Raw genomic sequence first — 13,644 nt, forward strand, 5'->3', positions numbered from 1 at the left:
CATTAAAAAATGACCTGCCACAATGGCAGGTCAGTTCATACCTCAGACGTCTCTTTTACCGCAGACTATGAGCCGTCAGTTTCTTGTTTAATTCTGGCTGCCCTTCCCGCAACTGAGCGCGCTTCCATCTGCATAACCATACTCATGGCTGCCGGTAAAACCGTGAGCGTCACCAGCGTGGCCACAAGCAGTCCGCCGATGATGGCCAGCGCCATCGGCCCCCAGAAAACCTGACGTGAAATAGGGATCATGCCCAGAATGGCTGCGCTTGCCGTCAGGAGAACAGGACGAGCGCGGTGCAAGGCAGCAGCCTCTATCGCCGCGTTACAGGGCATTCCCGCCTCCCGGTTATTGTCTGCCTCGGTGATGAGAATGACCGCGTTGCGTATGATCATGCCGGCAAGCGCAATAATCCCCAGTAAAGCCACAAAGCCCATGGGCGTGCCGGTCGGCAGCATGGCAAGAACTATCCCGGGCAAACCAAAGGGGGCCATCAGCAGGGCCAGGAGCATGCGGGAAACCCGCTTCAGCTGGATCATCAGCAGCACCAGCATGCAGAGCAGCGTGACGGGTAAAATGGCAATGACCGAGCTGTTACCCTTGTCAGACTCGGCGACGGCCCCGTCCTCGCTGATGCTGTAACCGGCCGGTAACCCTGGCCGAAAGCGGTTAATAAGCGGCTTCAGGCCAGCAGATACCGTTTCGGCGCGCAGACCGGGTGCCAGGTCTGTCTGCACGGTGATAAAGGGCAGACGCTGGCGCCGCCAGATAACCGGATCCTCCAGCCCCCATTCTGGCGTGGCCACCTGTGCCAGCGGGATTTTTGCTCCCGACGACGAGGTCAAAAGCAGCCCCGAGAGGCTGTCAAGATTGCGCCTTTCATCCGCGTTGCCTTGCAGCACGACGTCAATCAGCCGGTTTCTGTCGCGAACGGTGGTAACAAGCGTGCCTGACCAGACCGTGTTCAGATAACGGGCAATCTGGTCAGAAGAGAGCCCCGCCGCCCGGGCCGCCGTCTGGTTTACGTTTAACGTAATGACCCGTTCGGGCTCGCCTGCGGTCTGGTTCACCTCCCGCGTCAGAGAGGACGCGCCCAGCGCTGCCGAAAGCTGTTCAGCCAGCGCCTGGACGCGCCTGTAATCAGGCCCGCTGACGCGATAGCGGACGGGCCAGCCGACGGGCGGACCCAGCTCAAGAGGAGAAACCCGGGTCGTGATGTCGCTGAAATCCCGGGCGAGCACCTTGTCGAGGTAATGCTGAAGCCTTTCCCGCGCCGCCAGGCTTCTGGCCACCACCACCAGCTGGGCGGTATTTTCATCATCAAGCAGCACGTCCATTGGCAGATAAAAGCGTATCGCCCCGGTTCCGACGTAGGAGGAGTAGTGGTCGACGTCACGGCTTGCTGATACCAGACGCTCCAGACGCTCTGTCTGACGAAGAGTTGCTTCCTGAGAGGCATTCGCTGGCAGAGACAAACTGACCAGAAGCTCAGGACGATCGGAGGCCGGAAAGAACTCGCCCTGCATATACGTCGTTCCCACCCCTGCCAGCACCAGGGCCACCAGTGCCAGTCCAGTTGTCAGTAACCGATGCCGCAGAACCCAGGCAAGCAGGCGCTGGTAAAGCCTGCCAGGCAGCCCCGGACCGGCAGTGTGTTTCTGCAGCGCGTCAGGCAACAGCCAGCTGCCGGTCAGCGGAGAAAACAGTACGGCCACCACCCATGAGCTGATCAGCGCGATAAGTACCACCGCAAACAGGGTGTAGCAGTATTCCCCGGCGCTTGAGGCGGAAAAGCCAACCGGAATAAAGCCGGCAATCATCACCAGCGTGCCGGTCAGCATCGGGAATGCCGTTGAAGTGAAAGCATAGGTCGCCGCACTGGCACGGGATTCGCCGGCTTCCAGACGTGCCACCATGGTTTCCACCGTGATCATCGCGTCATCAACCAGCAGGCCCAGCGCGATAATCAGCGCGCCAAGGGAGATGCGCTGCAGGCCAATGCCAGCAAGATGCATACAGACAAACGTCATGGCAAGCACCAGCGGGATCGCTGCCGCCACCACCAGCCCGGCACGCAGCCCCAGCGAAACGAAAGAGACGGCCAGCACGATAATGACTGCCTCCCCCAGCACGTGCACAAACCCGCTGACGGCCTCCTTCACTACGGCAGACTGATCGGCAATTCGGGTCATTTCAATACCGTGCGGCAGCTGTGCGGCTTCGCTGTTCATGCGCGACCGCAGCGCCTGCCCGAAATCAAGCATGTTTCCGGTTGGCGCCATCGAGACGGCAAGGCCAACGGCAGGCTGGCCGTTGACGCGAAAAAGCGGAGCCGGCGGCTCTGCCGGCCTGCGTACAATGCTGGCAATGTCCGTAAGCGGGATATAGCGGTTGTTGACCCGAAGCGTCACCGCTCGCAGGCTCTCTTCGCTGCTGAACGCGCCACTGACGCGCAGGGCAATATTGTCACCGGCCGTGCGGGCGGTACCCGCAGGCTCAACCACGTTCTGCGCGCGCAGCGCATCGGCGACCTGCTGTAAATCCAGCCCCATGGCGGACAGCCGGCGTGGAGAGAAGGCAGCCACCAGCTGCTCTTCCTGCTCGCCCAGCAGCTGGATTTTGCCCACGTCCGGCAGGCTCATCAGATCCCGGCGGATGCTGTCCACCCGATCCCGCAGCTCCCGCATGGTAAAGCCGTCGGCGGTAAATCCATAAATCGTGCCAAAGGTGTCTTCAAACTCATCGTTGACCGCCGGCCCCTGCACGCCCTGGGGTAATGAAGGCGCTACGTCCTGCATTTTCTTTCGCACCTGATACCAGATGTCGGCAACCTCATCCGGAGGAGTGTTGTCGCGAAGATTAATGAAAATAACGCAGCGTCCGGCATGCGTCTCACTCTGGACATAGTCAAGCCAGGGGATTTCCTGCAGCTTTTTCTCCAGCGTATCAGTGACCAGGTTTACCGTATCGCTGAGGTTGGCGCCCGGCCACTGCGCAGAAACAACCGCCGTTTTGATGGTAAACGCCGGATCTTCGTTGCGGGAAAGCTGTTCGTAGCTGATGATGCCGGCGGCCATAATCAACAGCATGAGAAAGGCCATAAGCTGCTGTTGTTTCAGCGCCCAGGCCGAAAGATTAAAGCCCTGCTTCATCCTGCGCCTCCTTTATGCCGGCCACGCGCTCGCCGTCACGCAGGCTTCTGACGCCGGCCGTTACTACACGATCTCCGGGCGATATGCCCGCCCTTATAAACACCGCGTCCGCAGAATACCCTGCAATGTGCACGACCCGCCGGCGAACCAGATTATTAGCCGGATCCAGAACGAATACGGCTGGCTCATCCGACAGGCGCGTCAGGGCGGTCGCCGGAAGCGATATTACCGGTTCAGCCTCTGTCGCTATGGACGGAAGCGTGATGGCGACGCTGGCTCCCATTACCATGTCACTCGGCGGATTATCAAGCGTGATGCGTACCCGCCAGCTCCGCGTCTGCGGATCGGCCTGGGGGCTGATATCGCGCAGATGCGCATGGGCAATCACAGAGGGGTTCTGCACCAGTGCCACGTGGAAAATGGCGCCGGGCTGACGCGATATGATGCCGGGACTGGCTACGTCAAATACGACGTCCCTTTCGTCACCGGACGCCACGGTAAACACCGTTTGACCGGCGCTGACCACCTGCCCCGCTGACGCACTGACGCCCGTGACCACGCCATTTACCGGCGCAGTAAGGGTCGTCCAGCGCAGGTTTTCCTGCGCCTTTTTCAGCGCCGCCTCACTGCTCTGAAGGCGCGAAACTGCGGCCTGCCAGTCGGCGGCGGCGGTGTCCAGCTGCGCCCGCGCAATGGCCCCGGACGGCATCAGAAGACGCATACGATGCAGATTAAGCGCCGCCACTTTCTCCGCGGCCCGACTGCTGCTGACGTCTGCCTGAGCGCTGGTTAACTGATTTTGCGCTGCAGGAGAGTCGAGAACAGCAAGTACGTCGCCCTGCCGAAACCGGCTGCCCACGTCAGCACTGCGCGTGACTATGCGACCGTCCAGCCTGAAACTCAGGGACGTTTCATCATGTGCGCGGATTTCGCCGGTCAGCGTCTGTAGTTCGGGGGCCTCATGCGGGCCGACCGTCACAAATCTGACCGGACGCGGGGGTGAAGGCTTTTGCTGTTTTTTACCGTCGCAGCCGGTCAGCAGGATTGCCATCAGAACAAAACAGGGCAGCAGGGGCATCAGTGAGACAAGATGCCGCGTATCCAGCAGGTGCCTGACGCCCTGCTTAAGCAGGCCGGGGATTTCATCAGACATGGCGCAGTTCCTCCAGTGGGTTTTGCGCCATTAAACCTCTCGATTATCAAGATTCCTGCGACGATGTATCAAGAGGGTGTCAAGACCGTCAGAAATCGTTACGCAGTATCCGGCAGCACGATGCGCATCCGCAAACCGCCCTCGGCAGGAAGAGTGGCCTCGATGGTTCCATCATGTGCGTGGCATATTGCCTGCGCGATAGAGAGGCCCAGCCCGCTGCCGCCGGAGTGGCGCGCGCGGGAGGCGTCTCCACGAGCAAAACGTTCAAACATCACCTCAAGAAATGCCTGCGGCACGCCAGGGCCACTGTCCTGAACGGTTATTTCATAGTGTCCGGCCGTGCTACGGGTGCTCAACGAAAGAGTAGTACTGCTCCCGGCATAGCGCAGCGCATTTTCCAGCAGGATGGTGAACACCTGGCCCAGACGAAACGGATCGGCGCATAATGTCTTGCTTTCAGCCATGTCTGAGACCGCGCGAATACCCGCTTCATCCAGCTGGGGCTTTATCCACAGCAGGCGCTCACGCAATATATCTGACGGGCAGCATTGCACCTTTTCCAGGCTGAGCTGACCGGCGTCCGCCAGGGAAAGCAGGTGAAGTTCATCAATAAGCCGGCGCAGGCAGCTCAGCTGGCCCATGATGAGGGCAAAATGCCGTTGTTCCGGGCTGAATACCCCATCGAGAAGCGCCTGCAGCCGCACCATGGCAGCGGTCAGCGGAGAGCGTAACTCATGCGCCATGGCAACGTGTGAGGCGCGAAGCTCTTTTTCATAGCGCGCCAGCTGGCGCGTCATTGCGTTAAAGTTCAGTGCGAACTGGGCGAGTTCGGCTGGCGCCGCCGGCGTTAACCCGGCCTGGGCGCCAAAATGCCCCCCCGCCACCTGCTCTGCTGCGCTTCTGAGCTGGCTGAACTGGGTAGAGAGAGGCCGGGCATGACGCAGCCCAAAGTAGGCAATAAAGGGGATGGTGACCAGCACGAGAATACCTACGGTGATCCAGTCCGACGATGCGATAGAAGGGTCGGTATAGCGAATGCCCCACCAGGCATCGACAATCTCGTGGTACCTCGCCGGGTTAAGTTCCGGATGCTCCCTGAGTGCCAGAAACTCACTCAGCACCGCTGCCGGCATACGGTGCGTGATCCAGAGATACTGCACGGTAAAGCGCAGCCACATACAGAGAGCGATAAGCACGACGGTGCCTATAGCGAGCGTGAGAATGCGCAGGCAAAGCCAGCGCCAGAGCGTCTGGGGGCGTTTGTCTTTCATGGCTGACGAAACCTGTAGCCAACGCCGCGCACGTTCAGCAGCACGTCCGACTGACCTGCCGACTCGAGCTTTTTACGCAGATTATAAATATGCGTGTCCACCACGCGCTCCAGCGCGTCGCTATCAGGCAGACACTGCTCCAACAGAAACTGCCGGCTCATCGCCCGGGATGGGGCTCTCATCATCGTGACCAGCAGGGCGAATTCGGTGGGCGTGACGTCAACGCCGATTATTAAGCCTTTACTGTCAGTCACGGTGACTGTCATGGCGCCCGTATTGACCTCCAGCCCCTGCCAGCGCAACACCTCTTCCTGCGGGATCCTGCCCGTGCTGCGACGCAGTACGGCCTGCACGCGCGCGACGACCTCACCGGGGTGATAAGGCTTCACCACGTAGTCATCTGCGCCATAGCGCAGGGCACCAATGCGATCGGGTGTGTCACCCATGGCCGTCAACATAATGACCGGAACGTCACTGCTGCGCCTGATCTTCGCCAGCACCTCGGTGCCGTTCAGGCCGGGCAACATGACGTCCAGCAGTATCAGGTCTGGCTGCCAGCGTTCAGCCTGCTCCAGCCCTGAGAGGCCGTCAGCCGCGACGCGGACGGTGTAATTTTCCCGGCGCAGATAGGCCTCCAGCACCTCCGCCGCGTCGGCGTCATCCTCAACAATCAGAATATTTTTGCTCTGCATGGCTCACCTTGACAGTTTCTTCATAAATCCCTGGCTGTTTATTGACACAGCTACGGGACACTCCAGATTCGCGATGCGGTCGCCCGGACAAGGGGCGAATAACAGACGGATAACGAGGTGACACAATGATAACCAGAAAAATGCTGATGTACATGGCCGGTCTGGCCCTGACGACCTCAGCGGCTGCCCGGGCTGACAGCAGTGCTGCGCAGGATGGCGTAACCCTCGGCGCCGGCGCGCAGTATGCCCCCCGCTACAGTGGCTCAGACAAGACCCGCGTTCAGGCAGTTCCGATCTTTCAGGCCAGAGAAGGCGCTTTCTTCGCGGACGCCCAGAAAGGTATTGGCTATGACCTGCAGAGCGACAACGGACTGTACCTGGAGCACTCGCTGGGCTACAACCTCGGGCGGGATGACAAGGATTCAGACTGGCGCGACGGCGCCAGCCGATTAAAAGGCATGGGGAAAATCAGGGCCACCGTTAACACGGCGCTGGCCGTCGGCTGGCAGGTGACGCCCTGGTTCAGCGCTGAGGGAAAGGCAACCCTGCCGTTCAGCGATGACCAGGGGGTTAATTATCAGGCCTCCGTCACGCTGGTCCCGCTACAGGGTGAAAGCGACACCGTCGCGCTCCAGACCGCCGCCCTGTTTGGCGACGCACGCTACATGAACACCTGGTATGGCGTCAGCGATGTGCAGAGCAGACGCAGCCGCTTTACGCGTTACAACGCCTCCGGCGGTTTTTATGGCGTTGACACCTCGGTAACGTGGAGCCATCAGTTTGATCCGCACTGGGGCACCCTCGTCAGCGCAGGCTACACGTGGCTTGGCGATCATGCGGCAGACAGCCCGATAGTTTCGCGGCGGAATGAGGCCACGGGTACGGTCGGCTTTACCTACACGTTTTGAAGCGGGAGGCTGACTGATGCGCTCGCAAAAGCACCTGTTTTCACTCGTAAACGTTCTGATTCTATGCGCCGTGGTGCACCTGCTCGCTTATATCCTTTATGTGACCTGATGCAGTCAATCTGCGCGTGTGAACCCTGTGCGGCTAAAAAACAGGAAATACCGTATATGTCGCCTGATAACGTGTTTTTTAAAGGGCTTGAGCTCTGGGTTAGAGAGAATGTTACCCGAAAAATAACCCTTCAGGAGGTGGCTTCCCGGTACGGTTATTCAAAATGGTATCTGAACCGCAGTTATATGCTCTATTCAGGGATCAGCCTGGGCGCCTTCATTCGCCTGGAAAGAATGAAGGCCGCTGCAGACGATCTTATCAACAGCGGCAACCGGATTATGGATATTGCCCTACGCTATGAGTTTGAGTCCCAGCAGACTTTTACGCGGGCATTCAGTCGTCACTATGGCATGCCGCCAGCCACGTTCAGGAAAGTCATGCGTAACAGACAAAGCCCGGATCGTAAACATTCATGATCATAAGTGTCAGCAGTCTGATTATGTTCTTTTATCTGCTCTGATTAAGTGAAGGAGATGTTTCAGTTAAATAAATATCCCGTCTATAGTCCGGCAAGGTCTGCTTTTCGCTCAAAGCTGCCTGTCAACGTGATCGCTCGCCCTTACCGCAGCCAGGAAGAACAAAAAATGACCTTAACGTACAATAATTTTCGATATCCAAACTGACCCATTATCGCTGACAGGTAAATCAGACCTTCCCGCAGACATTTTGCTAAGTGACGTTGAGATTGATGTGAAGTAACTGCAAAAAAAGGCCCATCCATTGGGCCTTTTCTGTTACACCTAATTACCGCTTATTAAAATAATCGACGACCATAACGATAATGGACACCAACGGCGGTAGTAACTTCATCAGCAAGTTAACCATTTGAGCCTCCTTGGGCTTCAGGGTTATCGGTTTTTCCAGAAACCCAGCAGTGTCATAATGATGACAGTCACTGGGTGCGCGAGTTTTAAAAACAACAACAGCATTTGCATGTTGAGGCCTTACTTTGTTTTCTCGCGCCTGGCTGCAAACACCCTTGGGCTTGCCTTTGCAGTTGAGTTAACTTGTCGCCGGTTAACAACAGCACGATTTTGGATGTGGGTGGGGTCTTCGAATCACCAAATCCCCTGACAAAATTTTTTTTCAGCCTCGCATCAGTCTTCAAGCGCCCCTCAGCCGTTTTGACCAAATTCTGGCCTTTCCGGTTGCTTGTAGAATGCAGTGCATTTGATTAAGCTATCTTTAGTCGCCGGTTAACAACGGCACGGTTAGGGAGCTGTAACTCCTGACACCGATTGGAAGACCCGGTCTAATCAGCCGGGTTTTTTCATTTCCGGCGGACAGAAAAATTCTCATCCTTAAATACTACATATAGGGGTTGCAAAAAATCTTTCCGCTATATGGTGAGTATTCTAGTATCGAATCTTTTCAGCACAAGAGTTGATTTTGACGTTAAATTGAGGTTGTGAAAGGGTAAAAAAGCCTAAGTCCTCGTACCGTAAGGCCTGGACACTATGTCAATGTTTTAGAAAAAAAAATGAAAATTTGATCGAATGCTGATTTCTTTAACGAGAGGTCAAATTTGCGCAACATCATGTTGCGCAATCCACGCAGTTTTTCCACTAAATGTTCGCGTTTTTCCTCATTTTTTGTTCCACACATTTCCGCCACGCACTCCCCTCAACACCGTTATCGACATAGGTTGACGTTACATACGGAATACTTAAAACCTCTGTTGAAACGACCGCTCCATCATGAGCTAAAGTCGTGCGAGGAATGGTTTTGAATGAGTGCTTACATCTTATGCCTTTAGCTTCCTGGGCCTTCGAGATGTCCTGAATTTCATCTGTACACAGCTTCGCCGCTGCGTACTGGGGATCTTTCTCTACCATATCCGTGCTGACCTGCTACCTGTTTTTTAACACGCCCCGATTTAAGTAATGCCTTTATCGTACAGCGAACTTCCGATCCTCGCTCATATCAGACCCTTGCGTGAGCCTGTCCAACGACGTTCCGGTTTCCTGACAGCATCCCAGTACAGAGCTTGTTAATTTCTGCCTGGATAGCTCTTTAGGCGGTATTCAACCGGGCTGAGTCCGTTAAATTTAAGGCTAATTCGCCGGGTATTGTAGTATCGAATGTAATCCTCAATAGCTAGCTTAAGTTCATCAATATCCTTAAATTTACTGGTGTAAAAACATTCTGATTTTAACGTCCCGAAAAAGCATTCTGCACAGGCATTATCGAGGCAGTTGCCTTTGCGGGACATACTTTGGATGATGCCAAACTCCCGTAGCTGATACTGGTACCATCGATGACGGTATTGCCAGCCCTGATCAGAATGAAGAACAGGATTGATACCTGCATCAAGCCTGGCAAAGGCCTTAATGAGCATGTCATCGATCATAGGCATGGTTGGACGCTCTGAAATACTGTAGGAAATCACTTCGTTATTAAAGAGGTCAATAATGGGTGAAAGGTAGAGTTTGCGGCCACTGACAGCGAATTCAGTGACATCGGTGACCCATTTTTCATTAGGCCGGCTGGCTTTGAAGTTTCGTTGCAGGATATTGTCAGCAGCACGCCCATGTTCACCCCGCCAGGAACTGTAGCGCTTAACTCTTATTGCAGCTTTGAGATGAAGTGCATTCATCAGGCGTTGAATCACTTTGTGGTTCAACGCTCCTCCCTCTCTTCTGAGCGCCAGTGCTACCCGCCGATAACCATAGCGGCCCAGGTTCTCATCATAGATCTCTTTGATTCTGCATTTCACTTCATCGTATTTTCCCGGGGAGCGGAGTACTTTCAGATGATAGTAAAACGTACTCCTGGGTATCTGAGCTATCTGCAAAAGCTGATCGAACGGATAGTGCAGCCTCAGTTCGTCGATAAGCCCCACCAGTGAAACAGCAGATTGTCTGCAGCCGCAGTTTTGGAGAGAGAATCACGGAGTACGATTCGCTCCGTCAGGCAGTCTGTCAGTACGCTGAGCGTGCAGCCGAAAAGCTGCGTAAAGAGCGCCAATATTGTCGGCATATTTCCGTATTCATCAAAACGTCTCCGTTCGCCGTTAAAGAGCCTTACTACGGCAACGTGGCCACGGAGAAACTGCTTATCCCCACTCAGGACACCCGGGACATTATTGCGGCTGCCACAACGGCTCTGGAGCGTATCTGGAAGGATGGCCACAGGTATGCCAAAGCCGGTGCGATGCTGAATGACTTCACTGGCTCCGGCATTTCGCAGCTGCAGCTATTCGACGAACGCCCGCCACGTCCTCACAGCGTTGAACTGATGAAGGTTCTCGATGGCATTAATCATTCCAGCCTGGGGCAGGTTTGGTTTGCAGGACGAGGAATTGCGCCATCATGGCAAATGAAACGCGATATGCTCTCCCCTGCGTACACCACCCGCTGGAAAGATATCCCCGTTGCGAGGATCGGTTAAATTTCGCTTTTCAGAGAGAGCCAGTAGTGCTCGCCGCAGCCGAACGACAGGGCGAAGCCCGCGAGTGAGCGAGGAAGCACCAGGGAACTGAACATATATATTCCGCTTACGCTCAGTGTTTAATGGATACCCTACTCTGCTTTATCCACTTATCCACTTATCCACTTATCCACGGGCATATTTTTATAAGATCTTTTTAAAGGGTTGTTAGGTTTACCTTTTTAGAACACCTCTCAGCCCTTTATTCATGCGGGTTTGAGAAGGTTCTTTGTGACAATTTGCCCTTTCAGTGTGACAAATCACCCTCAAAACCCCTGTTCATCTGTGACAGATTGCCCTTAACCCTGTGACAAATTGCCCTCAGACACTGCTGTAATTCACAAAGTTATCTCTATCTGTTGACTCTTTTTTAATTAGTGTGACAATCTAAAATCCTGTCACACTTTACACGGATCTGTCATGACGGAAGTTGCGGTTATTAACCATAAAAAACGTAAGAACAGCCCGCGAATTGTCCAGTCAAATGAACTGACTGAAGCGGCATACAGTCTGTCCCGCGATCAAAAGCGTATGCTTTATCTCTTTGTGGACCAGATCAGAAAATCTGACGGTTCGCTGCATGAGCATGATGGGATCTGTGAAATTCAGGTCGCTAAATATGCGGAAACCTTCGGCCTCACCTCCGCCGAGGCCAGTAAAGATATCCGTCAGGCGCTGAAGGGGTTTGCAGGTAAGGAAGTGGTCTTTTATCGCCCTGAAGAAGATGCAGGCGATGAAAAGGGATATGAATCCTTTCCGTGGTTTATCAAACGTGCTCACAGCCCTTCCAGAGGGCTGTACAGCGTACATATCAACCCTTACCTCATCCCTTTCTTCATTGGTCTCCAGAACCGATTTACACAGTTCCGGCTCAGTGAAACGAAAGAGATTACCAATCCTTATGCCATGCGTCTGTACGAGTCGCTATGCCAGTATCGTAAGCCGGATGGCTCTGGCGTTGTATCCCTGAAAATTGACTGGATCATGGAGCGCTACCAGCTTCCGCAAAGCTATCAGCGTATGCCAGACTTCCGCCGTCGTTTCCTGCAGGCGAGCGTCGATGAGATCAACAGCAGAACGCCGATGCGGTTATCGTATATCGAGAAAAAGAAAGGCCGCCAGACTACTCATATAGTCTTTTCCTTCAGTGACATAACATCCATCTCCTCTGGATGAATCTGAGGGCTAGATGTCACAAAGCCGAGGGTGGTTCGTCACACTTAGATTCTAAAATTAAGGGTAATTTGTCACAGATGTTCCCCTCACACCCCAACCGTACTGCAATTATGGTTCCCATCTGCTCAGAATCTTAGTTTTTTATCGCTGATTGAGGGTAATTTGTCACAGTTAGCTAAGGGCAACTTGTCACTCATTCCTTTGAGCACTGAGTGTCATTTGTCACAGATAGCATAACCCCCCCATCCCAAAATTCAGCTTGAGGGCTACTTGTCCACTTTGCCTGAAATAAGTCGGCCTCAGCACTATTTACGCATTTTTCCTGCGGTGAAAATGTGTCTGAGTAGAACGTTGTTAAATGTTTTATTTGAAGCTGCTGGCCAGCCCGGAGGATCGGTTAACAGCACCCCTTCCTGCTCCATCCAGCTGTGCGAGTTCTGTTTGCGCTCGATGTATTCCCTGGACTCATACCCCATCGTTTCAATGATGAAGGTCGTCACTGAATTTTCTTTGGCTGGTGCTACGTTCAGGATAAAATCAGGGTGAATGTCTTCCTCTTCACCGTCCTTGATGCTTTTTGTCGTGAACAAGGGTTTGCTGAGACTTATCGCATCCGGATGATTTGGTTGACGACCGGCATAACTGCAGGCGTTGATGATCACCTTCAGGGTGTCACGCTCCTTGTTACTGTCGACAGGTACTGGATTATCCAGCGTGTAGGCGGCATGGGCATAGCCTTCATGGCAATAAACGTTACCATCTCCCCCCCTCCGGTATTCCAGAATTGTCCAGTAGGGGGCGCGACTGCCGACATTGTATGTATTTTCACCATTGATACTGACCCGAGCCTCCGGCCGGTGAACAAAGTTTTTCCCACGAACGCTGAAGACCACCTCTCCCCGGCTGACCTCTGTCGCTATCCCGATGACGTACACGCACGGTTCTTTTTTCTGGCTATTGGTACCCAGAACAGTTTCCAGCTCTGAAAGCATGCAACCAATACGCTCGATGCTTAACCAGGGTACACAGCTGAATAACTTGCTCAGAGGTGTGCCGTTGCTCATTGAGTGGTCTTCCAGCACGTCTTTTAGCCTGTTGATCGCGCCCGTAAGCCCGGGGCTCTGGTACTCAGGAACCAGTTCAAGTTGGTTCAGGCCCGCAGCCTGGACAAGTGTCAGTAATTTACGCCCCAGAGCCGGAACGGGTTTCAGCATTTTACGCTTGCGCTTATGTGGTACTACCGGTCCTTCCACGGGGGCAGCTCTGGCATCCTTCTTCTTGTCAGGGAGCCAGTCATCTCCGCCTACTGGATTCAGTGGGCTTGTTTTACCTTCAACAGCCGTGTTGTCAGCGTCTTTCTCTTTTTTCAGACGAAACAGAGGACACTGTTCGTCATGCGGCCTAGTTGTCTTTACATGACGTAACTTAGCCACGTTTACTTCGCAATTAAATGGGCCTTCAGCTTCAGGGTCAGGTTCAACACAGTCGCACTTGATCCACAGTTCCTTTCTGTCCATCTCGTCGAGAACCATGTTCACAATGCGTAAATCTGCCTGGCCTGGTTTCCGCCCATTACTAAATACGTGAAGCAGGGCTTCCTTTTCAGCCAGATTTAGTTTCCTCTCAAACCGCCCTCTGGGATTTTTTTTCCAGACCAGTTCCATACCTTTCTCCTGACAGCGAAAAACTTCATTCAATAATATTGAAATCAACTTCAAAAGCAATACAAAAGTAATACAAAAGAAATGCAATAA

8 protein-coding genes and 2 pseudogenes are annotated in these 13,644 nt (G+C 54.1%); 4 read left to right on the top strand and 6 right to left on the bottom strand.

The window, feature by feature from the left end:
• Positions 1-65 precede the first annotated feature (65 nt).
• The 4 genes from QMG44_RS01515 to QMG44_RS01530 form a co-directional block, all read right to left on the bottom strand.
• Positions 66-3,152: an efflux RND transporter permease subunit gene (locus QMG44_RS01515; RefSeq protein ID WP_114268504.1), complete on the bottom strand. Its 3,087-nt coding sequence runs from the start codon at positions 3,150-3,152 to the stop codon at positions 66-68.
• Positions 3,136-4,305: an efflux RND transporter periplasmic adaptor subunit gene (locus QMG44_RS01520; RefSeq protein WP_126488707.1), complete on the bottom strand. Its 1,170-nt coding sequence runs from the start codon at positions 4,303-4,305 to the stop codon at positions 3,136-3,138. The genes QMG44_RS01515 and QMG44_RS01520 overlap by 17 nt, the downstream gene beginning before the upstream one ends.
• A gap of 98 nt (positions 4,306-4,403) precedes the next feature.
• On the bottom strand, positions 4,404-5,576 hold the full coding sequence (locus QMG44_RS01525; RefSeq protein ID WP_114268506.1) for a cell wall metabolism sensor histidine kinase WalK: 1,173 nt from the start codon (positions 5,574-5,576) through the stop codon (positions 4,404-4,406).
• Positions 5,573-6,268 carry a response regulator gene (locus tag QMG44_RS01530; protein ID WP_126488705.1) on the bottom strand — a complete coding sequence of 232 codons (696 nt, stop codon included), beginning with the start codon at positions 6,266-6,268 and terminating at the stop codon, positions 5,573-5,575. The genes QMG44_RS01525 and QMG44_RS01530 overlap by 4 nt, the downstream gene beginning before the upstream one ends.
• 125 nt (positions 6,269-6,393) lie before the next feature.
• Between QMG44_RS01530 and QMG44_RS01535 the strand changes: the two genes are divergently transcribed.
• Complete coding sequence (locus QMG44_RS01535) at positions 6,394-7,176, top strand: MipA/OmpV family protein (RefSeq protein WP_232969595.1); 783 nt, start codon at positions 6,394-6,396, stop codon at positions 7,174-7,176.
• A gap of 165 nt (positions 7,177-7,341) precedes the next feature.
• On the top strand, positions 7,342-7,701 hold the full coding sequence (locus tag QMG44_RS01540; protein ID WP_114268509.1) for a helix-turn-helix domain-containing protein: 360 nt from the start codon (positions 7,342-7,344) through the stop codon (positions 7,699-7,701).
• A gap of 1,574 nt (positions 7,702-9,275) precedes the next feature.
• On the opposite strand, the pseudogene QMG44_RS01545 reads toward QMG44_RS01540, so the two are convergent.
• Positions 9,276-10,127 (bottom strand): annotated as a pseudogene (locus QMG44_RS01545) (IS3 family transposase); the annotation flags it as partial.
• Here QMG44_RS01545 and QMG44_RS01550 point away from each other — a divergent pair.
• Both QMG44_RS01550 and repE read left to right on the top strand, forming a co-directional pair.
• Positions 10,121-10,675: pseudogene (locus QMG44_RS01550) on the top strand (DUF4113 domain-containing protein); the annotation flags it as partial. The pseudogenes QMG44_RS01545 and QMG44_RS01550 sit on opposite strands and share 7 nt — an antisense overlap.
• A gap of 459 nt (positions 10,676-11,134) precedes the next feature.
• Entirely contained in the window at positions 11,135-11,890 is a 756-nt protein-coding gene (gene repE, locus QMG44_RS01555; protein ID WP_047024401.1) for a replication initiation protein RepE, read from the top strand.
• Positions 11,891-12,195: 305 nt separating this feature from the next.
• Here repE and QMG44_RS01560 read toward each other — a convergent pair whose 3' ends face one another.
• Positions 12,196-13,554, bottom strand: coding sequence for a hypothetical protein (locus QMG44_RS01560; RefSeq protein ID WP_047024402.1), 1,359 nt, complete (start codon positions 13,552-13,554; stop codon positions 12,196-12,198).
• Positions 13,555-13,644 lie beyond the last annotated feature (90 nt).

The sequence above is a fragment of the Enterobacter sp. 200527-13 genome, from assembly GCF_027924865.1.
GTDB lineage: Bacteria > Pseudomonadota > Gammaproteobacteria > Enterobacterales > Enterobacteriaceae > Enterobacter > Enterobacter ludwigii.